Raw genomic sequence first — 20933 nt, 5'->3', positions numbered from 1 at the left:
GACCTCACTCCACGGCTTGGCCGTTCTCGAGCCCCTGAGCCGGCTTCATCACGATCGCGTCGCCCGCGCGGACGCCGCGGAGGACGGCGACGAGGTCGCCCTTCTCCGCGCCGGTCTGCACGACGCGCTCCTCGATCCGGCGATCGACCACGGCGAAGAGGTGCGCGCGCCCCTCCTTCGCGACGATGGCGGACCGCGGCACCACCGGGCTCGGCGCCTCCCCGGTGGCGAGCGCGATCGACGCGAACATCCCCGGCCGCAGCGCGCCGTCCGGGTCCTCGACCTCGGCCTCGGCCACGAGGTCGCGCGTGGCCTCGCGGACCGAGGCGCCGATCCAGCGCACGGCGCCCGAGAACGAGCGCCCCGGGTACGCCGGCACGGTGAAGGTGAGCGCGCCGCCGGTCTTCACCGCGGCGAGGCTCGCCTCGGGCACGGTGAACTCCAGGCGCAGCGCGCCCTTCGAGACGAGCGCGACGACCCTGGAGTCGTGGCGGACGTACTCGCCGACGTCGACGAAGCGCTCGGTGACCATCGCGTCGAACGGCGCCCGGATCTGGCCGTCGCCGACGCTCTGCGCGGCGGCGCGCGCGCGGGCGGTGGCGGCCGCGACCGAGAGCGGGGCGCTCCGGCACTGGTCGGCGATCCGGTCGTGCTCGGCGCGGGAGATCGCGCCGCCCTCGAACAGCGCCCGGTAGCGCTCGCACTCGCGCTTCGCCGTCTCCTCCTGCGCGCGGGTCAGCGCGGCGTTGGCCTGCGCCTCGGCGGCGGTGAGCGCGGCGGCGCGGACGTCGAGGCGCGCGAGCAGGTCGCCCTTCTTCACCGCGTCGCCGCGCTCGACGAAGGTCTCGAGCACGCGGCCCACCGCGTTGGCGGCGAGGTCGGTCTGCCGGTCCCCGCGCAGCGTGCCGGTGAGCGCGAGGCTGCGCGGCATCGGCGCCTCGCGCACCTCGGTGGTCTCGACGCGGACCGGCGGCGCGGCCGCCTGGGTCGCGCTCTCGGCGCTGGCCTTGGACGCGCAGCCCGCCGCCGAGGCGGCGAGCGCGGCGAGGAGGAGGAAGCTTTCGGCGCGGCGTTTCGTCGTGGCGTGGTTCAAGGATTCCTCGCGGCGGGGTCGGTCACGAGCGGCCTCGCGTCCGGGCGGAGCGCGACGTCGCGGCCGGCGGCGCGCCGCGCCCCCGCCCGTCCCGCCGTCGCCCAGCCCTCCGCCTCGCCCCTCGGGCGCGGCGCTCCGATCATCGCAACCGATGGTTGCGATGGGTATAACACGGCCGCGGCCGACCGCAACAACCAGTTGCGGTCATCGCAACAAACTGACGCGATGGCGCGCCGCGCCGCGAACGTGCCGCGAAATTGCGCTGGCGTGCGCCGCGCGGCGGAACTTGAATGACGGGTCGATGCAGGCGACGACGGCGAAGCGGACGGCGAGGCGGGGTTCCGCGAAGAAGCGCGCGCTCGTGCGCGGCGAGCCGGTCGTGCGCGGCATCCTCGCGGCCACGCTGGAGGAGCTCGCGAGCGCGGGCTACCGCGCGCTCCGGATCGAGGACGTGGCGACGCGCGCGGGGGTGAACAAGACCACCGTCTACCGGCGCTGGCCGACGAAGGAGGACCTCGTGCGCGCCGCGCTCCTGTCGGTCACGGACGAGAAGATCGTCCCGCCGAACACGGGCTCGCTCCGCGGGGATCTCATCGCGCTCGGGCGGGCGATCGTCGAGATCCAGATGTCACCGGTGGGGCAGAGCCTCGTTCACGTGTTCCTCGCCGAGGGGCTCGACTCGGAGCTCATGGCCATCGCCCGCTCGCTGCGCGCGGTCCAGGAGAGCGGGCTGCGGGCGATCGTCGAGGGCGCCGTCGCGCGGGGCGAGCTCGCGCCGAGCGACGATCCGATGCTCCCGTTCGAGCTGCTCGCGGCCTACCTCAAGAACAAGATGATCGAGCATCGCGCGAGCGTCGACGAGGCGCAGCTCGCGCGCGTCGTCGACGTGATCCTCCTCGGGGTGCTGCGCCCGGGCCTGCGGGAGCAGGCCTGAGCCGCGGGGCCGGGTCAGACGGCGAGGGCCTTCCAGCGGCCGCGCGCGAAGGCGACGGCGAGCAGGGCGCTGCGGCAGATCCAGTCGGCGGTGCTGCCCATCCAGACGCCGACGAGCCCGTGGCCGAGGGTCACCGCGAACAGCCACGTGCCGCCGAGCCGGACGAGCAGCGAGCAGACGAGCGTCACGGCGAGCACGGTCCGGGTGTCGCCGGCGCCGCGGAGCCCCATCCCCATGACCGTGGCGAACGCCATGAACGGCTGCGCCGCGGCGGCCATGCGGAGCGCCCGCTCGCCCACGGCGAGGAGCTCGGGGTCGCCGGAGAACGCGAGCAGGAGCGGGCGCGGGGCGAGCGCGAACAGGACGCCGAACGCGGAGAGGGCGACGATGGCCATGAGGGCCGCGACGAGCCCGACCCGCGCGGCGTCGCGGGGGCTGCGCGCGCCGAGGCGCTGCGCCATCAGCGCGCCGGCGGCGATGCCGAACCCTTCGGCGGAGAGGAAGCACACCGACTCGACGGCGATGAGCGCCTGGTTGGCGGCCATCGCGGTGGCGCCGAGCAGCCCGATGATGGCGACGAACCCCATGTAGCCGGCGTGGTAGACGGATCGCTCGGCGAACGCCGGCAGCGCGACGCGCAGGACCCGCGCGAGCGCCGGGGCGCTCGCCGGCGGCGCGGCGCCGGTGCCGCGGGCGGCGGCGTCGGTCGGCGCGGGCGCCGCGGCGGCCGGAGCGGACCGGAGGGGCAGCGGGCTCGAGCGCGATAGCAGCGCCGCGGTCAGCAGCAGCGCCTCGGTGGCCATCGTGCACGCCACGCCCACGGCCGCGCCGCGCACGCCGAGCGCGGGCAGCCCGAGGTGGCCGAAGATCAGCACCGCGCTGACCGCCACGTTGACGAGGTTGCCGATCGTGGCCACGGCGAGCGGCGTCCTCGTGTCGCCGACGCCCTGCAGCGCGGCCGCCGCGACGGCCTCGACGAACGCGAGCGGCAGCGCCGGCAGCACGATCCCGAGGTACGCCGCCGCCTGCTCGACGACCGCCGCGCCGGCGTTCGGGAACAGCGCGCGGAGCAGCGGGCCGCAGACGGCGAGCAGCGGCAGCGCGACGGCCGCCCCGAGCGCGAGCGCGAAGACCAGCGACGCGCGCGTCGCTGCCGCGGCGGCGGCGCGGTCGCCGGCGCCCACGCTGCGCGCGACCACGGCGAGCGTGCCGGCGGAGGTCGCGCTGAAGACCGAGACGATGGTCCACGTGAGCGTCCCGCAGATCTGCATCGAGGCGAGCGCGGTCGTGGAGTAGCGCCCGACCATGCCGCGGCCGACGAGGAAGACCAGCGTCAGCAGCAGCATGTGCGCGATCGCGGGCCAGGCGAGCTGCCACACCTGCCGCGCCAGCGCCGCGCCTCCATGTTCGCTCTTCACGAGTCGTCGGATCCTCCGGGCTCAGCCGCGCCCCGCCGCCCCGGTGGATATCACCTGCCGCGGTACGCTCCACCCCGCGAGGAAGCGAGGCCTGCGCCGCGCCGGGCGGCCTGAGCTGCGCGCGGCGATCGGGGCGGTCTCGTGAGGCCGCTCCGCGGCGGCCTCGGCCGCGCGCGCGGCGTCCGGCGCGCGCGCCAGAGGTCATTTTATTGCAAATGCAATTGTGTTACATTATTTGAGACGGCGTCAGACCGAGAGAGGACCTCCACGTGACGCGAAAGCTCCCTGTGACCGTGCTGTCCGGCTTCCTTGGCGCCGGCAAGACCACGCTGCTCAACCACGTCCTCGCGAACCGCGACGCGCTGCGCGTCGCGGTGATCGTCAATGACATGAGCGAGGTCAACGTCGACGCCGCGCTCGTGCGGGGCGGGGGCGCGGCGCTCTCCCGCGTCGAGGAGAAGCTCGTCGAGATGTCGAACGGCTGCATCTGCTGCACGCTCCGGGAGGATCTCCTCGTCGAGGTGGCCCGCCTGGCGGCGGAGGGGCGCTTCGACTACCTGCTGATCGAGTCGACGGGCATCTCCGAGCCGCTGCCGGTCGCCGAGACGTTCACCTTCGCCGACCCTGCGACGGGCGAGAGCCTCTCCGAGGTCGCCCGGCTCGACACGCTCGTCACCGTCGTCGACGCGCAGCGGTTCCTCGCGGACTGGACGAGCGCCGACGACCTGCGCGCGCGCGAGGCCGCGCTCGACGGCGACGACGAGCGCACGGTCGCGGATCTGCTCGTCGAGCAGGTCGAGTTCGCGAACGTGCTCGTGCTCAACAAGACGGATCTCGTGAGCGAGGACGAGGTCGAGCGGCTCACGGCGATGCTCCGGCACCTGAACCCCGGCGCCCGCATCCTCAAGGCCCGCCGCGGTCGGATCGATCCTCGCGAGATCCTCGGCACGGGGCGCTTCGATTTCGAGGAGGCGGCGCGCTCGCCCGGCTGGATGCGGGAGCTGCGCGGAGAGCACGTGCCGGAGACCGAGGAGTACGGGATCGAGAGCTTCGTCTACCGCGCAGCGCGCCCGATGCACCCGGAGCGGCTCTGGGCCTTCATCCACGGCGCGGCCGCCTGGGATGGAGTGCTCCGCTCGAAGGGGTTCTTCTGGCTCGCGACCCGCATGGACATCACGGGGGCCTGGTCGCAGGCCGGGGGCGCCGCCTCGTTCGAGGCGGCGGGCCGCTGGATCGCGTCGTTGCCCGAGGAGCAGCGGCCGGAGGACGACGAGGGGAGCGCCGCGTGGCACCCGGTCTGGGGCGATCGGCGGCAGGAGATCGTCTTTATCGGCGTCGACATGGATCGAGCCGAGCTCACGCGCGGCCTCGACGCCTGCTTGCTGACGGCGGAGGAGATGGCCGCGGGGCCCTCCGGCTGGAGCCGCATCGAGGATCCATTCCCCGCGTGGCAGGGAGAGAGCGCTCCGGAGAGCGAGAGCGAGGCAGGACCGGCGCCGCTCCTGCTGTCCTGAGGCGATCCATCCCTGTCGAGCTCGCGGCGCCCGAGGCGACCGTGGGCTCGCCGCGGATAGACCTCGATCCCGAAATGGCACAATCGGGTCGTCCACGGAATCGAGTAAGGGATTGTCCTGGCCTCGTGCAGAAACCACGGACTCTTCCCGTCAAGCAAATCGCTCGGCCTCCACGCGGCGCGCCGGCGATCACGTTGAAGCTCGGCGGGCATTCTTCGGTCGAGGGGGAAAGGAGTCGCACCCCGGAGGCGCCTGCGCACCAAACGATATCTGCTCTGTGCTTCAGGCCTTGACTTGGGGCTGTCCGGCGCGAAATCTCATCCGGCCACTCGTGGAGCGGCGAGCAAGAAGCCTGCGTTTGCGCCGGCGAACAACGCCGTTCACCGAAACGAAACAGGAGGTCCCCGATGCGCTACGAAAAGCCTGAGTTCGTCGAGATCAAGATGGACGCGGAGATCGGCTCGTACCAGAGCGACTTCGACCCTGTTCCGATCAATTTCGCGCGCCCGGCGCCGGCGGAGCGGGAGGGCGCCTCGGTCGAGGCGGAATAAGGGCCTCCGAGCGAGCACCGGAATGCGCCTCTGCGTCCTGGGTTCGTCCGCCGGCGGCGGCCTCCCGCAATGGAACTGCGCCTGCCCGAACTGCGTCGAGGCGCGCCGCGGCTCGGCGCGCATCCGCCCTCGCACCCAGGACGCGCTCGCGCTCGAGGTGAGCGAGGGCAGCTGGTTCCTCGTCAACGCCTCCCCCGACGTCCACCGGCAGATCGAGGCCTTTCCACCGCTGCAGCCGCGGGCCGGCAGGGCCTCGCCCATCGCGGGGGTCATCCTCACGAACGGCGATCTCGACCATACGCTCGGGCTCTTCTCCCTGCGCGAGAACACGCCGCTCGTGATCTACGCCACCGAGGCCGTCTACCGCGGCCTCACCGAGGGCAACACCATCTTCCGCACGCTCCAGCGCTTCCCCGGGCAGACCACGTGGCGGCGCCTCGAGCTCGACAAGCCCGCGGAGCTCACCGGGCCGGACGGCGCGAAGACCGGGGTGACGGTGGTCCCGGTCGCGCTGCCGGGCAAGGTGCCGAAGCACCTCGAGGGCCTCGCCCCGCCGTCTCCGGAGGACAACATCGGCCTCTGGGTCCGCGACGCGGCGAGCGGCCGCCTCGCCGCCATTGCGACGGCCGTCGGGGCCGCCGGCGACTACGTGCCGCGCCTCGACGGCGCGGACGTCTGCTTCTTCGACGGCACCTTCTGGTCGAGCGACGAGCTCGTGCGCCTCGGGCTCGGCAAGGCCCGCGCCGAGGACATGGCGCACCTGCCCATCGGCGGCGACGGCGGGAGCCTGAGGCTGCTCGCGGGCGTCGCCGCGCGGCGGAAGATCTACACGCACATCAACAACACCAACCCGATCCTCGTCGAGGGCTCGCCCGAGCGGCGCGCCGTGGAGGAGGCGGGCTGGGAGGTGGCCGCGGACGGCCTTGTGATCGACCTATGAACGACGAGCCGCTCTCCCGGGAGGCGTTCGTCGCGCGGCTGCGCGACGAGGGCGCCCGGCGCTATCACGACAACCACAGGTTCCACCAGCGAATGCACCGCGGCGAGCTCTCGCGCCGCGAGATCCAGGGCTGGGTGCTCAACCGTTACTATTACCAGACGCGGATCCCCATCAAGGACGCGCTCATCCTCTCGAAGAGCGAGGATCCGGCGTTCCGGCGGCTCTGGATCCACCGCATCGTCGATCACGACGGCGCGCGCGAGGGCGAGGGCGGCCTCGCGCTGTGGCTGCGGCTCGCGGACGGCGTGGGGCTCGACCGCGACGAGGTCGCGGGCCTGACCCAAGTGCTGCCCGCGGTGCGCTTCGCCTGCGACGCGTACGTGACGCTGGTGCGCGAGCGCAGCCTGCTCGAGGCGGTGGCCTCGTCGCTCACCGAGTTCTTCGCGCCGGATCTCATGTCCCGGCGCATCGTCGCCTGGGAGCAGCACTATCCCTGGGTCGACCAGGCCACGCTCGATTACTTCCGCGGGCGGGTGACGCGCGCCAGGGCCGACTCCACCGAGGCGATCGATTACGTGACGGCGCGCGCGACGACGCGCGCCGCCCAGGAGGCGTGCATCGCCGCGCTCATCACGAAGTGCGACATCCTCTGGTCGATGCTCGACGCCATCGCGGCGGCCTACGGGCCCGAGGCGTGACGCGGCGATGCCCCTCGCGCCCGGCGATCGGCCCCTCCTCGCGAGCAAGGCGCGGCTCGTGCGCGATCGCGCCACGGGCCGCGAGATCCTGCTCTATCCGGAGCGCGGCCTCGCGCTGAACCCGGTGGCCGCGGCGGTCGCCGCGCGCCTCGACGGCGCCCGCACGGTGGCCGAGATCGCCGCCGAGATCGCGGCCTCCTTCGCCTCCACGCCGCCGGACGCGGTGGAGCGCGACGTGATCGCCTTCCTGGAGGAGCTCGCCGCGCGCGGCCTGCTCGAGGAGCGACGCGCGGCCGTCGCCGTCGGGGACGCCGCCGCGCGCGGCGCGCCGGCCACACAAGGCCCCGCGTCCGCCCTCGGGGGCAGCGCCGCGGCGGACGCCGCGTCGCACCGCCCCTACACGCTGATCGCGGAGCTCACCTACCGCTGCCCGCTGCGCTGCCCGTACTGCTCGAACCCGATGGAGCTCGAGGGCGCCGCCGGGGAGCTCTCGACGGAGACGTGGTGCCGCGTCTTCGCCGAGGCCGCCGCGCTCGGGGTGATGCAGCTCCACCTCACCGGCGGCGAGCCCCTCGCCCGGCGCGATCTCGAGGCGCTCGTCCGCGCGGCGCGGGGCGCCGGGCTGTACACGAACCTCATCACCTCCGGGGTCCCGCTCGCGCGCGAGCGCCTCGCGGCGCTGCGGGCGGCGGGGCTCGACAACGTGCAGCTCAGCGTCCAGGACGCCGACCCCGAGCGCGCCGACCGGATCGCCGGCTACGCGGCGTTCGACCACAAGCTCGCGGTGGCCGCGTGGGTCAAGGCCGAGGGCCTGCCGCTCACGGTCAACGTGGTGCTGCACCGGGAGAACATCGACCATGTCCCGGCGATCGTCGCGCTCGCCGAGCGGCTCGGGGCCGACCGGCTCGAGCTCGCCAACACGCAGTACCTCGGCTGGGCGCTCGCGAACCGCGACGCGCTCCTGCCCACGAGGGATCAGCTCGAGCGCGCGTTCGCCATCGCCTCGGCGGCGCGCGAGCGGCTGCTCGGCCGGATGGAGATGGTCTTCGTCACGCCGGACTACTACGCCGCCTTGCCGCGGGCCTGCATGGATGGCTGGGCGCGCCGCTACCTGCACATCGCGCCGGACGGCCTTGTGCTGCCGTGCCATGCGGCGCACACGATCTCGGGGCTGCGCTTCGAGAGCGTGCGCGATCGGCCGCTCGCCTGGATCTGGCGCGAGGCGCCGAGCATGAACCGCTTCCGCGGCGACGCGTGGATGGCGGAGCCCTGCCGGGGCTGCGACCGCCGCGAGGCCGATTTCGGGGGCTGCCGCTGCCAGGCCTACCACCTCACCGGCGACGCCGCCGCGACGGACCCGGCCTGCTCGCTCTCGCCGGCGCACGGGATCGTCGAGGAGGCCCGGCTCCGCGCCGCCTCGTCGCGGGCGGCTCAGCCTCGCTATCTCCACCGCGGCGCGCCCCGTTGAGCTCCCCCGCGACCAGGCCCTACGCCGTGCTCGGCGTGGTCGCCGTCGGCACCTGGATGTCCGCGCTCGGCAGCAGCCTCATCAACGTCGCGGTGCCGCTCGTCCGCCGCGATCTCGGGGTCGACATCGGCGCCGCGAGCTGGGTGCTCGCCGCCTACTCGCTCTCGGTGAGCGCGCTGCTCCTGCCGTTCGGCCGCCTCGGCGATCGTCACGGCAAGGGGCGCGTGTACGCCGCGGGGTTCGGCGTCTTCGGCGTGGGCTCGGCGCTCTCCGCGCTCGCGCCCACGCTCGCGTCGCTCGTCGCGGCCCGCGCCCTCCAGGGCGCGGGCGCGGCCATGCTGATGGCGAACGGCCCGGCGCTCACCACCGCCGCGTTCCCCCCCGCGCAGCGCGGCCGCGCGCTCGGCTTGCAAGCGACGGCGACGTACCTCGGCCTGTCGCTGGGGCCGTCGATCGGCGGCTGGCTCGCGCAGCGCGCCGGCTGGCACGCCGCCTTCTGGATCAACCTGCCCATCGCCGCTCTGGGAGGGCTCCTCGCCCGGTCGCTCGTCTGGGGTGGATCGGCCAGCGCGACGCCGGGGATCGCCCGCGGCGCGGACCCGGGCGCGTCGGCGGCGGCCACCGACGCGGCGTCGGCTCCGCCTGCGCGGGGCGCGCCGCCCGGCGCGCGCGCGCGGCCGTTTCCGTGGGCGAGCGCGCTCCTCTTCGGCCCGGCGATCACCGCGCTCCTCGTCGCCGTCACGCGCGGCCAGCGCTGGGGCTTTCAGAGCCCCAGGGTCATCGGCCTCCTCGCCCTCGGCGCGGTCCTCGCCGCGGCGTTCGTACGGGCGGAGCGGCGGAGCCCTGCGCCGCTGATCTCGGGCGCGCTGCTCATGCAGCCGGCGCTCGGGCGCGGGCTCGTCGCCGCGTTTCTCCAGTACGCGGCGGTGTACATGATGCTGTTCTTGCTACCGTTCTACTTGCAGGGTCGGCTCGCGATGAGCGCGGCGGACGCGGGCCTGGTGATGACGGTGCAGCCGGCGGTGATGGCGGTGCTCACCGCGACGAGCGGCTGGCTCTCGGACCGCATCGGCACGCGCGCGCCGGCCGTCGCGGGCATGGCGGCGCTGGCGCTCGGCCTCGCGAGCGTGGCCCTGCTCGGCCCGCGCCCCGAGCGCGCGGGCCTGCTCGCCGCGCTCGCGCTGGTGGGGGTCGGCTCCGGATTGTTCACCTCGCCGAACAATAGCCGCATCATGGGCGCGGCGCCGCGCGATCAACAGGGCACCGCCGCGGGCCTGCTCGCCGAGGCGCGCAACGTGGGGATGCTCTGCGGCGTGGCGGCCTCCGGGGCGATGTTCGCGGCGCTCGGCGGCGGGCAACCGATCGAGGCGGCGGGGGGCGGCGCGCTCGGCGCGGCGTTCCAGGGGACGATGCTCGCCGCGTCGGCCCTCGCGGCCCTGGGGGCGGGTGTGAGCGCGGCGCGGACGACCCCGGGGAGCGCGCACCCGGGCGCGGGCGGCGGGCGCGGCTCGGCCGTGGTTCGAGGCGAGTCAAGCGGCCGCGTCCCCGGATAAAAGCACATACCGATGCTCCTCCCGGCCGACTTCGAGGAGCGCCTCTGGGCCGCCGCAGACCAGCGCTGGGCCGACGCGGCGCTCCAGCCGTCGAGTCCGCGACGCCGGTCTTTGCGCTGATTGCCCACCACAGATGACGTCCCTCGCATGGCGCCGCTCTCTCGCGAGCGAGCGGCCAAACCCTACGGGCGAGGTGACCACAAAAGTTCGAGCTCACCGAATCCCCTCGCCGACCGCGCCTCGCCCTCAAGGCCCTGAGATAGAAGGCTTTCTCTTTGATCCAGCGGGGAAGATAGCTATACTTCCTCTCACACAACCTTCATCGTGACCCCATGAAAATTCAATTCTCAAGCTTCGCCGCGGCAGCGATCGTCGCCATCCTGTCACCTCTTTCAGGCTGCTCCGATGCGCCGGAGGATCCTGACGACACAACCACCAGCAGCTCGGCAGCCGGAAGCACGACGGCAGCCTCGAGCGGGTCCGGGACCGGCGGCTCGGACTCGAGCGGGCAGGGCTCGGGGAGCGTTACCAGCAGCGCGAGCACTGGAGGCACCGGTGGTGGCGATCCAGGGGTCGCGCCGACGTTCGAGACGATGAAGTTCGTGATCGAAAACGCTTCTTGTTTCGGGGCGGGTTGCCACAACGACGAGATGAACCCCCTGAACTTGAAGGTCGACGCAGAGCTGCGCACGAGGCTGACCACGCACGTGTCCAAGAACTGCGGTAATATCCCGGTCGTCAATCCCGGCAAGCCGGAAGAGAGCGCTCTCATCAAGATCCTCGAGGGGCCGTGCGGCGAAACGATGCGGATGCCCCTCGGGTGCGTCAACGATGGGGACGCCAACTGCGTACCGCCCAGCTACATCGAAGCGCTCTCGCAGTGGATCGCCGACGGCGCGCTGGAGTAGCAGGGCTTGGCGCGTAGCCGCCGACGGGTCGCGGCGCCCCACGGACGCAGGTTTGCCGTGCGGCTTGGGATGGTCTACTGCTTTACAAGCGCGGCTGCCGGGTATGCGGCGTGATCGGGTCCGGGCGTGTCCACGGTGTTCGTCTCGAAATTCCAGCTGCCACCCGGCGGAATCTGGACTGTGCCGCTGCCGATCGCCACGCCGAGCGGACGCCCGACGCGATTGACGGAAAAGACCGTGGCGGACGGCTCGCTCACCGCCACGTCGAGCCCGTTGAAGAACGTGCCCGTGTACGCCGTCCCGGCGCCACGAGTCAGGGCCTTCACTTGGCTGATGGTGAGACCCTCGATCGGAACGACGTCGAGGGCGAAGTAAGGGCACCGGTAGACGACGTATCCTACGTCTTCGATCGCGATGTCCGAGGGCAAGTCCGTCACCGCGGCCATGGTCACGTCGCCTGGACCCACGCACGCGGCGATCGCGCCCGAGCCATCCGTGAGCCGATAGAAATGCTGGGTGAGCAACCCGTTGATCCCGACCGCCAGGGACCGCTGGGTCCTGTCGTAGAGCTCAACGGAAACGGCGGCGCTGCAGGCCGGGGTATCCCCGTCGTTCCTCAAGGCGGCGTAGAGCTCGGTGTTGGTCGGTCCTTTGCGAAGCGTCAGCGCGATCACGTTGAGCACGCCGTTTCCGCCGGGGAGCGCCATGACCGTGAGGTCTTCCGGAACGATGAGCGCGTCGTCTCCGATGTCCCCGCCGCCTCCGGCGCCGTCGCTCGCTCCGCTCGAGCAGGCCAGGGGGAGGAGCACAGCAGCAGGGATGAGGAGACGCTTCGCCAACATGAACATGAGAAGAGATCCTCGGCCTATCGCTGTCCGCCATCGTCGTCCAGCGCGGGGCCGCGAAGTGAGGAACATCATGAAGAGCGGCAGTTTCGCCGCGCCCGCGGTGACCGGCGACGCACAAACGCAAAGACCTCTTCGGTAAGAAGAGGTCTCTGCACTCGAGCTCGTCCGGGTGTTCAGGGCGTCGCCCCGAGCGCGGTCAGGCCTTGAGCTCCGCGAACCCGCCCGGATTGTGGATCGAGGCTTCGCGCGCGCCCTTGCCGCCGATGAAGTCCTCCGTCTTGTCGGAATAGCCGAAGTGGGTCACCTCCGCGGAGCCACCCTTCGCAGGGAAGCCGTCCGCGCCCGCCTTCACGCCGAGGGCGTTCATGATGTTGCAGAAGTACTTGTTGATCGGCGCGTTGCCGATCTTCGGATCGGTCCCGGTGCCTTGATTGACGCCGTTGACCTGGCCGGTGCCGTTGGCGCACTGCGACATGCTGTTGCCGGCCGTCGGGGTCGACGCGGGATCGACGTTGATGATCTGACCGGTCTTGAAGTAACCGCCGGCGCTGCCCGCTTGAATGATCGGAGCGTTGTTGAGGTTGTGCGCGTTGCCGTCCGACATCTCGTTGAACCAGATGGCGGCGACGCTGTCGAGGACCGTCCCGCTCCCCGAGGGGATGCTGTCGAGCATCTTGACGAGGTTCGCGAACTTCTGCGCGTAATAGGCGTCGACCTTCAGGAGCATCTCGATCGCGTTGGGCAGGCAGCTGCCTGACATGCCCGCGTTGTCGAGGCGGTGCGAGAGGGAGTGCGACTCCATCGTGATGCCGAGCCCCTTGAAATTGTAATTTCCAGGGTACTTCATGAAAATCACGGGGTTGGCGTTGCAGGCGGCCGCGAGCGCCGCGATGGCCGAATAGATGTCCGCGCCGTCCAGATCGCCGGCGACCTTGGTCGTGAGGACGTCGGTGCCGAAGCCGCCCGACGCCGCCTTGGAGGCGTTCGCCGACGTCGCGCCGAGCATCTCGCCGAGCTCCGCGTTGCACTGCGCGGAGACCATCACGTTTCCGGTCGAGTTGACGAGCTCCTTCCAGGCAGCGAGCTTCTGCTTGTCGGCGCTGCTCATGTCGAACCGCTCGAGCGTCTGCAGATCGTCCTTCACGAGATCGAGGACGCTCTTGCCGCGGACCGCCGCGTAGCTGTCCGGAGACATCGGCTCCCCCGACTGGAAGAGGCCCGTGAGGCTGCTGAAGGCCTGCGACGCGTTGAGGCCGCTGAAGAGGGTCTCGGAGGCTTTGTAGGAGATCGCCGACTGAGCGCCGTCATTCTGACCGGCCGTGTTCAAGAGCAACGGCGTGCCTTGCGGGCTGAGCTGCTGGGCGATGACGTGATCCAGCGACGGACCGACGGCCTTCGCGTTGAACTTCGTCGCCTGGTTGAAGCTGAACGGGTCGTTGCTGTTGGGCGTGACCGGCTGACAGGTGAAGAACGACCCGACGATCTGCGTGTGGGAGTCGTTCCCCTGTCCACGCGTCATGTTGGCGGTCCACTCGTTCATCGAGCGGATGCCGCGCGGCATGAGGAGCTTCTTCGCGTAGGGAGCGAGGGCCGCGAGGCTCGTCGGCTCGAGGTCAGCAGCCGTGAGCTCGCCCTGCGTCTTCGTGGGGAACCACTTGTTCGTGATGACCCCGTAGTGCGTGAACATCACGATGAGCGCCTTCCCAGGCGCAGGGGTGTCGCCCCTCGCGGTGCGTTCCCACACAGAGCTGAGGAAGGGCGCAGCCAAGGCTGCTCCGCCCATGCCACGGAGGAAGATTCTGCGGTTCAGTTTCGTGCTCATGGTCAACATTCCTCAGCTTTCACTGCGTTTCACGGATTCGCACGCGGAACGAATCCGCTTGAGTGAGATCGGCCATCAGATCGAGAACGCTGTAGCCGCCCTCCGACAACTTGAGCTCGATATTATCGACGACGCACTTGTCCTTCCCGTTCGGGAGCCGCCCAAAGGCATAGGAGACCCACGCCTGAGCGTAGAGCTGCTTGGCCTTCTGAACCTGAGCGATCTCCTGCATGAGCTCGAACGGAGAGGTGATCTCCTTCACGTTGCCGTCGCCGAAGTCGATGGTGTTCGTCGTGACGCTCGCGTCGATGACGCCGCCGCGAGGATCCATCGTCTGCATCTTCCCGATGCCGTCGAAGCCCTCCATCACGAAGCCCGGCGGGTTGACGACCGCGTGGCAGCCCTTGCAGCTCTCGGGCTTCGTCAGAGCCTCGACGTACGCGCGTTGCGTGTCGAATTTGCCGTCGACGGTCAGCATGGTGGCGCCGGGGAGGGGCGGGCCCGGGTTCACGCCGAGGAGGTACGTCGCGATGAACGCGCCTCGCAGGATCGGGCTCGTGGCGTCGTAGCTCGAGTAGGAGCTCAAGAACCCGACGCGCGTCAGGAAGCCCGGCCGCTCGTTGGCGTCCAGCTCCACCTTGGTCAGCTCGGTGCCGTACGCCGCAGGATCGAGCCCGTAGATCTCCGCATTGTCCTTGTTGACGAAGGCGACATTGCTGAGGAGGACGTCCTTGAACGAGCCGCCCGAGAACGCCACCTCTTCGAAGAAGGCGTCGAGCTCGGCCTGCCAGCTGGGCTTGGCGGCTGGATCGTACAACGGGTACGTCTCGGTGTTGTGATCCCCCTTCCACCAGTGGGCGAGATCGTTGTCCATCTGCGCCCAGTTCCGGTGGAACGCTGAGACGAGCGGCCCGGTCTTCTCGCGCACGGCGATCATCCGCTGCGCCTGGGCCAGGATCTGCTCTTTGGTCTGGAGCTCGTCGTTGTCGGCCGCCGCGCTCAGCGCGTCGTCCGGAGCGGAGCCCCAGAGCAAGTACGAGAGCCTCGTCGCCACTTCGTAGCTGGAGAGCTGGATGCCCTCACCCGACGAAGCCGGCGTGGTCGTCAGCTCGGGGAGCATGAGGAACGAGGGCGACACGAGGAAAGCGAGCAACGTTGTCTCGGCGACCTCGTCGGGCGTCCCTGCCGGCGTCGTCTGGCCCAGCTTCTCGAACCGCGCCACCTCCTCGGGGGTCAGCGGGCGACGGAACGCCTTGCGGCCGAAGGTCTGGATGGTCTGCGTCAAGCAACCGCTCGCCGCAGGATCGCAGCTGATGAACTTGGACTTGTTCGGCCCAGCCATCACGTCTTTGGCGATCGCCGCGGCAACATCCTGATAGATGCGCCACGCGTCAGGGGTCATCGGGCCGTCGAAGTCGCCGACGAGCAGCTCGGACGGCCGCTTCCCTTCGGCGCCCACGCGGGTGACGCCGAGGAGGTCCCGCACCGTGTTGTCGTACTGCCGGTTCAGCAGGCGGGGGAGCTGGCTCGTCGCCGGGAGGCCGGGGATGCAGACATCCGGGGGCCCGTTGTCGATGCCGCCCCCGGTGCCGGTCGAACCGCTGCCGCCGGTGGGGTTGTCGTCGTCGCCACCATTATCCGCAATGTTCCCTGTGCACGAAGCGAGGAAGGCTGTTGAGGTCAAAAAAATTGTCGTACCGATGTACGATAGTTGACGCAACGTTCGCATAGCCCAATATTCCCCTGTCGCGCCGAAGTGATCACCGGAGCGGATCGGAAAGCGTGGATGAGCCCGAGGCTCTCCGGTGACGAGATCACCGGCGTCTCGCTGAGCGTTTTCCTTTGGAGGCGGGATAGTGAAGCGCTGGCATACGAAGGTCGCGCAGACGCCGCTTCGCTCTAGCTGCTGCCCGCTTCGATCGGAGGGCCGTGCCTCCGCCGAGCGAGGCGGAGACGCGCACGAGGCGTTCGGCGCTCCACCACGATCACAAAATAGACTCGAGGTTTAGGATGCCTCGCCCCGTCCGCTCGCCAGCACGGACGGCTGCTCTCCGAGACATCCTGCGATCTACCCGCGCGGCTGGGGATGCGGTCAGAGCAGCGACTGTCCACTGCTGAGCTTCGATTCGTTCGTGGACGACGCGTCGCACGATCGTGGACGACGCGTCGCACGGCCGCGGATGACGCGCTGCACGACCTGAGGGGGATAATACTGAGCGACGCCTCCATACGGCCGGGGTTGGCCGTCAGCTACGTCTACCGCGCCGACGGCTGCGGCGGCTTCCGGTCCTGGACCCGCCTCGCCACCTCCGCGATGATCCTCGCGAGGAGGGGATCCAGGATGGTTAACGTTAACACCCGGCCGTGGCCCCATGAGCCTGGCGATTGGCATTCACTGCTGCCGCCGGCGCGCGAGCCACCCGCGGACCGCGAGAGCCGCCTCGCGCGCCGCCCTCCAGGCCGTCACCCCTCGCCCGCCGGGTGAACCGCCGCCGCGAGCGCGAGCGCCCATCCCGTGTCGATCCACCGCGTCGCGGCCCGCGGCGTCCCCTCGAGATAGCGCAGCCGGTTGACCCGCTGCTCGTCCAGCCGCCCGCCGTTCTTCCCGACGTCGTCGCGCGCGACGAGCACCCACGCGAGATCGGTCAGCGACACCGTCCGCTCCGCGAAGCCGCCCGGGCCGCCGTCGATGCGCAGCCCGCCGCGGTCGGCCGGGCCGACGATCCTGCAGCGCCTGCCGTCGCGCTCCACGAAGGCGCCCGCACCGGGGCGCCGGAGCAGCTCCTCCACGAGCGCCCGCGCGCGCTCGCGGCTCCCCGCCGGGAGCGACCGGGACGCCCCGCGGCCTGAGCCCAGGGCGCGGTACGCGGCATGGTCAATCCCTGGACAGGCCCAGAGCCCCTCGTCATCGATGTAACGGGCCACGCCCAGGGTTCGCCAGGTGGGCTCGCCGGGCGGCCGCACGAGCACGAACGCCGTCTCCCCGGGGCGGCGCTCCTGGGCCGGCATCGGCGAGCGAATGCGATCGGGCGCGACCAGCGCCCCGGGCGCCTCCAGACAGAAGAAGAGGTGACCGCCGACACGGCCGGTCCGCGGCGGCTCCTCCAGCCCGAACGCACGGGCTGCGGCGTCGTCGTCCTCGAAGCGAGAACCAGGACCGCGCTCGCCGCGAGATCCGCCGCCTCGCGCACGTGCTTTCACACCCCGGGTACGTGGCCCGCTTCGACGGCGCGCAGCGCGACGAGGACCGCGAGATGCGCCGGGAAAACTTCAACCGTCCCTATGCTCCGCTCGTCCTGCTCACGAGCCGCGTGGGCGAGGAGGGCATCGACCTGCAGCAGCACACCCGCTACATCCTCCATTACGATGTCGAGTGGAACCCGGCCAAGATGGAGCAGCGCGAGGGTCGTGTCGACCGCGAGGCCCGCAAGACCCGTGGGCCGGTCAAGGTGCAATTCTTCCTGCTGAAGGATACGTACGAGGAGCGGATCTTCCACACGGTGATGCAGCGGGACGCGTGGTTCCAGGTCCTCATCGGATCGAAGCGCAAGGAGCTCGCCCGCGGGGTCGAGGAGGATGAACCGGAGGCCACGGCCGGCATCGATGTCGGGACCGAGGAGCAGGGGCGGCTCACGGCCGAAGAGAGGGCGAAGGTGATGATCGATCTGCGGCCGTGAAGGTGCGTATCGAGCTGGTGGTCCGGTGATTCGCCATGCCTCATGAGTGCTTTGGCGTCACGGGTGGGGGGCGGCCCAGGCGGCCGGGAGTGTTGCGCTGCTGCTCACCAGGCTGGCGTCCAACGACGCGGCGTGGAGCGAGAACGTTCGCCGGTACCGGGGCGCGGAGGGTCCGTTCGAAGATGATCGTCGCCTACATTCAGCCGTCGCGCTCGCAGGGGTCTAGCTCGACGGTCTCAGGCACGTGAACGGTCCGGGGCTCGCTGCCGCACGGGAGGCTCGCCGTGCCCACGAGTTTGCCGAATCTCGGGGCCCCTCATGTCCTCAGCTGTCCGCTGCCCATCCTCGAGAACACCTCGCCAAGTATCGGTAAATAATCAAGATTTCAGCGGAGGAGAAGGGATTCGAACCCCTGGTTGAGTTGCCCCAACGGCGGTTTTCAAAAACGATGAATTTGGAGCCCTTCGGCGGAATATTCACTAGTAACATCAATCACTTGCGCGTGACACAAAACCGCTGGAGGTTCGCCGTGCCAAAAGTTTGCCAGATCTCGGACGAGTACCTGCGAAGTGGTGCGCGCCGAGGTGACGCGCCGCTGGTGGTCAAGTTCTCGAAAGGCCACACCTTGCTGAACGGGGCGAGGACCGCGTCGTGACGGATCCGCGCCACGCGGGGGATCCCGACGAGCGCCTGGCTCCCGACGCTCCCGGAGGTGAACAGCTTCCAGGTCGACTGGACGCTCGGGTTCTTGCTGCGGGCTCGCGCCTCCGCGTGCCGCCACTCGGGCAACGAACGACCGGACCGCGAGAGGAACGGAAACGCGAGCTCCCCCTCCCGCTTGCTCGCCTTCAGCGTGGCCGTCGCGGCGCCCGGAGGGCAGCCCCAGAACGGCCCCACCAGTCTCGCGGCGGGCATCAGCGCCCGGTTCAGCTCCGACGCCACACGCCAGCGGTTGCTCTCGTTGTTCGCGCCGTCGGCGATTCTGGACGCGAGGAGTTCCCACGTGCGCGCCCATGGAGCGACGCTCGAGGGTAGCCCGAGCGCTTCGGCGAGCCCTCGCGGGTACCCGTAGGCGAAGTCGAACCCGACGAGCACGCGCAGACCGTCAGCGGTGAGCGCGCGCAGTCGTCCCAGGAGATCGTCGACGCACGCCGAGCGTGTCCGGTGATAGCGCTCCGCCAGGGCCGAGCCGCGCACCAACTCCCCGAGCCAGATGGTGTCCTTCTTCGGCTTGAGCCGCGTCGGCTTGTTGCTCGCGCTCCAGTCCACGAAGAAGTAGGTGTCGAACAAGGTCATCGCGCCAGCTCCAGGGTCAAGTCCAAGTGCGTCGTGCTCGTTCCCGAGCCCGCGTTGTAGCTCGCTTCGGTCTGCCGCCCTCGAGCTTGTGGAGCAAGTCGCTCGAGGTACGCCGCGATGTCCCGTGCCGCCTGGTCCGCGGTGCCCTCCGCGGCCTCGCGCGGCAGCTCCACGCGGATCAGATGAACGCCGCCTCCGCGGTTCTGGTGCAACACGCGCAGCCCCGCGCGCTGCACCTTCGACATGGGGATCTGTTGTAGCTCCTCGTAAACCCGATCCGTGATCGGCGTGCTCTCCAGCAGCTCGGAAGTGACCGTGCTCCTCTGCAACAAGTCGACGACGTCGTCGCGCACGTTCGCCTTGGCCTTGCCGAGGTGCGCCATCACGAGCTCGACGAACTCGTCACGGTCCACGAGGCGGATGTCGATCCCGAGCTCTTCCTCGAGCGCCTCGCGCCTCGCCTGGAACGCCTCGCTCATCTGTTCCGCTGTCGTCACCACGACGCCCGCATCGACCTTGTGGTACTCGCGGGCTTGCTTGATCTGCGAGAGCGCTGTCGTGTCGTCCTCTGTTCCCTGATGCAACTTCACCTGTACGGCGATCTTGTACTCGATGCCGAGCGGATCCCGGGTGAAGACGATGAGGTCCGCGCCCTTCTCGCCCGCACCGCCCCAGTGCTCGACGCGGCCGTCCTTGTAGATGCACTCGAGCAAGCGGCGGACGAGGTGCTCGAACTCCGCGCCCTCGTACTTCTGTTTGATGTGCTGCCACGCGGCTTGGCGCATCGCCTCGAAGAAGCCTTCGGCTTTCTGGACTTCGGGCTCGGGCGTGACGAGGCGCTTGCGATGCGGCGGTAGGGCCCGCGAATTTCGAAACGCGCGGCCAGCAACATACCCGACAGAGCTGCACGTGACGGGATGAGAGCGCGCCGCGCCATGCGGGGCGAGCACGCCAGACACGTGGCCACGTGCACGTCACGATGCGAGGGACAAACTTCTGCTGGCCTTGGCTTGGTGGCCGTGACCGTAACAGCTCCGATCATGATGCCCGGAACGCCGCTCACGATTGCACGGATTGGGTGCTCATGACGCGCGAAGTATGCATCCGGTGTGCAGCGCGAGATTGGGGCTAGAAAGAGCGGCCTATCTCGGCGCGCTCTCCCCCATGTCAGCGCGGGAGGAACTCGTGCCCCGTGGTGTCGGTCTCGAAGATCCGGATGTACCGCTCCGTTACCTGGACGGCGCAGTGCCCCAGCCAGACGCTGACCTGCTTGATGCTCGCGCCGTTCTTGTGCATGGCGCTGGCCCATGCCCGCCGCAGGTCGTGGATGGAGAACTTCGGCAACCTCGCCGCCTGGCGGACGCGCTGGATCTCGTTCCACACGGCCTTGTCGTCGAGCGCGATGTCGTCGCGAACGCCGACGAAGGCGAGCAAGGCGTCGATCGTGTTCTTCGAGACCGGGATGTCGCGGTACCGGTACCCCTTCGTGGTCCAGTTCTTCTTCGGCGTGATCGTCAAGATGCCGCGCTGCACGTCGATGTCACGGGGCTCATAGTGTGGCGCGCCTCGTCGATGCGGATCGCGCTACCCGCCGTGAGCCGGAAAAGTGCCGCATACCCCCGCTTCGCCATCTCGTCAGCCTTCGCGAGGAAGATGTCGACCTGCTTCGGCGACAGCGCCAGGGCGTTCGGCTTCGGTCGCGGCTCGCGGAGCTTGAGCTCCGCGAAGTCCTCGTGCTTGAACGGGTTCTTCTCGATGTGGCCCTCGCGCTTGGCGAACGCGAACATCCGCCGGATCGGCGTCAGATCACGGTTGACCGTCGCGGCCGACACCTCGGCCGAGCGCTCGCGGACGTAGGCCGACATCACCTTGAACGTCACCTGGTCCGTGCGCGTGATCTGCTTCTTCTCCATGGCCCCGACGAAGGCCGAGACCCGGTGGGCGTAGGAGTCCGCGGTCTTCCTCGTGTGCCGCGGCGGGCGGAAGTGCTCTGCGAATAGGAGCGCGAGCGCGCTCAGGAGCGGCGGGTCAGCTGCCGGAGCGCGATCGTCAGCTCCACCGCGTTCTGCGGCAGCCCCGTCGGATCGAGGCCGAGCGGCGAGCTGGTCGAGCTTGCGCTGGGCCTTCGTGACCGCCGCTTCGAAGAACTGGGCCGAAGGAACTCCCGTCACCGTAACGGACGCCACGCTCCCGATGGCCCTCGAAGCCATGAG

Annotated in this window: 20 protein-coding genes and 1 pseudogene; 10 read left to right on the top strand and 11 right to left on the bottom strand. The window is 70.2% G+C overall.

The genetic code is table 11. From position 1 onward, the window contains the following. Positions 1-4: 4 nt before the first annotated feature. Positions 5-1093: an efflux RND transporter periplasmic adaptor subunit gene (locus WMF26_RS46655; protein ID WP_437997969.1), complete on the bottom strand. Its 1089-nt coding sequence runs from the start codon at positions 1091-1093 to the stop codon at positions 5-7. A gap of 301 nt (positions 1094-1394) precedes the next feature. On the opposite strand from WMF26_RS46655, the gene WMF26_RS46650 reads away from it, so the two are divergent. After that, a complete protein-coding gene (locus tag WMF26_RS46650) occupies positions 1395-2027 on the top strand; it encodes a TetR/AcrR family transcriptional regulator (RefSeq protein WP_437316336.1) in 633 nt (210 codons plus the stop codon). A 14-nt stretch (positions 2028-2041) separates the two neighbouring features. On the opposite strand, the gene WMF26_RS46645 is transcribed toward WMF26_RS46650, so the two are convergent. Continuing rightward, positions 2042-3445, bottom strand: coding sequence for an MATE family efflux transporter (locus WMF26_RS46645; protein ID WP_437997968.1), 1404 nt, complete (start codon positions 3443-3445; stop codon positions 2042-2044). A gap of 269 nt (positions 3446-3714) precedes the next feature. Between WMF26_RS46645 and zigA the strand changes: the two genes are divergently transcribed. The 7 genes and pseudogenes from zigA to WMF26_RS46610 all read left to right on the top strand — a co-directional run bounded on the left by zigA (position 3715) and on the right by WMF26_RS46610 (position 10169). Then, positions 3715-4959, top strand: a complete 1245-nt coding sequence (gene zigA / locus WMF26_RS46640; RefSeq protein WP_437997967.1) for a zinc metallochaperone GTPase ZigA — start codon at positions 3715-3717, stop codon at positions 4957-4959. Positions 4960-5366: 407 nt separating this feature from the next. Next, positions 5367-5510 carry a hypothetical protein gene (locus tag WMF26_RS46635; protein ID WP_437334459.1) on the top strand — a complete coding sequence of 48 codons (144 nt, stop codon included), beginning with the start codon at positions 5367-5369 and terminating at the stop codon, positions 5508-5510. A gap of 22 nt (positions 5511-5532) precedes the next feature. Beyond that, a complete protein-coding gene (pqqB, locus tag WMF26_RS46630; protein WP_437997966.1) occupies positions 5533-6450 on the top strand; it encodes a pyrroloquinoline quinone biosynthesis protein PqqB in 918 nt (305 codons plus the stop codon). Next, the gene (pqqC, locus tag WMF26_RS46625) at positions 6447-7148 is read left to right on the top strand and encodes a pyrroloquinoline-quinone synthase PqqC (RefSeq protein ID WP_437997965.1); all 702 of its coding nucleotides are present in this window, start codon (positions 6447-6449) and stop codon (positions 7146-7148) included. Before pqqB ends, pqqC begins: the two co-directional genes overlap by 4 nt. Before the next feature lie 7 nt (positions 7149-7155). Next, positions 7156-7416: pseudogene (gene pqqD, locus WMF26_RS46620) on the top strand (pyrroloquinoline quinone biosynthesis peptide chaperone PqqD); the annotation flags it as partial. Positions 7417-7551: 135 nt separating this feature from the next. Further along, positions 7552-8616 (top strand): pyrroloquinoline quinone biosynthesis protein PqqE, encoded by a 1065-nt coding sequence (gene pqqE / locus WMF26_RS46615; protein ID WP_438002492.1) that lies wholly within the window; start codon positions 7552-7554, stop codon positions 8614-8616. After that, on the top strand, positions 8613-10169 hold the full coding sequence (locus tag WMF26_RS46610; RefSeq protein ID WP_437997964.1) for an MFS transporter: 1557 nt from the start codon (positions 8613-8615) through the stop codon (positions 10167-10169). The genes pqqE and WMF26_RS46610 overlap by 4 nt, the downstream gene beginning before the upstream one ends. A 340-nt stretch (positions 10170-10509) precedes the next feature. On the opposite strand, the gene WMF26_RS46605 is transcribed toward WMF26_RS46610, so the two are convergent. Continuing rightward, positions 10510-10872: a hypothetical protein gene (locus tag WMF26_RS46605; protein WP_437997963.1), complete on the bottom strand. Its 363-nt coding sequence runs from the start codon at positions 10870-10872 to the stop codon at positions 10510-10512. 4 nt (positions 10873-10876) lie between these two features. On the opposite strand from WMF26_RS46605, the gene WMF26_RS46600 reads away from it, so the two are divergent. Beyond that, complete coding sequence (locus tag WMF26_RS46600) at positions 10877-11077, top strand: hypothetical protein (RefSeq protein ID WP_437997962.1); 201 nt, start codon at positions 10877-10879, stop codon at positions 11075-11077. Positions 11078-11151: 74 nt separating this feature from the next. Here WMF26_RS46600 and WMF26_RS46595 read toward each other — a convergent pair whose 3' ends face one another. The 4 genes from WMF26_RS46595 to WMF26_RS46580 form a co-directional block, all read right to left on the bottom strand. After that, positions 11152-11919: a hypothetical protein gene (locus WMF26_RS46595; RefSeq protein ID WP_437997961.1), complete on the bottom strand. Its 768-nt coding sequence runs from the start codon at positions 11917-11919 to the stop codon at positions 11152-11154. Positions 11920-12121: 202 nt separating this feature from the next. Next, the gene (locus WMF26_RS46590; RefSeq protein ID WP_438002491.1) at positions 12122-13612 is read right to left on the bottom strand and encodes a DUF1552 domain-containing protein; all 1491 of its coding nucleotides are present in this window, start codon (positions 13610-13612) and stop codon (positions 12122-12124) included. A 154-nt stretch (positions 13613-13766) separates the two neighbouring features. Then, on the bottom strand, positions 13767-15431 hold the full coding sequence (locus tag WMF26_RS46585; RefSeq protein ID WP_437997960.1) for a DUF1592 domain-containing protein: 1665 nt from the start codon (positions 15429-15431) through the stop codon (positions 13767-13769). A 779-nt stretch (positions 15432-16210) separates the two neighbouring features. Next, positions 16211-16948 carry a hypothetical protein gene (locus WMF26_RS46580; protein ID WP_437997959.1) on the bottom strand — a complete coding sequence of 246 codons (738 nt, stop codon included), beginning with the start codon at positions 16946-16948 and terminating at the stop codon, positions 16211-16213. Between WMF26_RS46580 and WMF26_RS46575 the strand changes: the two genes are divergently transcribed. Then, positions 16939-17424: a C-terminal helicase domain-containing protein gene (locus WMF26_RS46575; protein WP_437997958.1), complete on the top strand. Its 486-nt coding sequence runs from the start codon at positions 16939-16941 to the stop codon at positions 17422-17424. The two genes, WMF26_RS46580 and WMF26_RS46575, sit on opposite strands and share 10 nt — an antisense overlap. A gap of 492 nt (positions 17425-17916) precedes the next feature. Here WMF26_RS46575 and WMF26_RS46570 read toward each other — a convergent pair whose 3' ends face one another. The 4 genes from WMF26_RS46570 to WMF26_RS46555 form a co-directional block, all read right to left on the bottom strand. Continuing rightward, positions 17917-18720: a hypothetical protein gene (locus tag WMF26_RS46570; protein ID WP_437997957.1), complete on the bottom strand. Its 804-nt coding sequence runs from the start codon at positions 18718-18720 to the stop codon at positions 17917-17919. Continuing rightward, positions 18717-19679: a restriction endonuclease gene (locus WMF26_RS46565; RefSeq protein ID WP_437997956.1), complete on the bottom strand. Its 963-nt coding sequence runs from the start codon at positions 19677-19679 to the stop codon at positions 18717-18719. The genes WMF26_RS46570 and WMF26_RS46565 overlap by 4 nt, the downstream gene beginning before the upstream one ends. 208 nt (positions 19680-19887) lie before the next feature. Further along, positions 19888-20238, bottom strand: a complete 351-nt coding sequence (locus tag WMF26_RS46560) for a tyrosine-type recombinase/integrase (protein WP_437997955.1) — start codon at positions 20236-20238, stop codon at positions 19888-19890. After that, positions 20235-20930, bottom strand: a complete 696-nt coding sequence (locus WMF26_RS46555; RefSeq protein WP_437997954.1) for a site-specific integrase — start codon at positions 20928-20930, stop codon at positions 20235-20237. The genes WMF26_RS46560 and WMF26_RS46555 overlap by 4 nt, the downstream gene beginning before the upstream one ends. Positions 20931-20933 lie beyond the last annotated feature (3 nt).

The organism is Sorangium sp. So ce185 (genome assembly GCF_051526825.1).
GTDB classification, from domain to species: domain Bacteria; phylum Myxococcota_A; class Polyangia; order Polyangiales; family Polyangiaceae; genus Sorangium; species Sorangium cellulosum_D.
The sequence above is the reverse complement of the archived record's forward strand: the minus strand, read 5'-3'. Positions and strand labels throughout refer to the sequence as shown.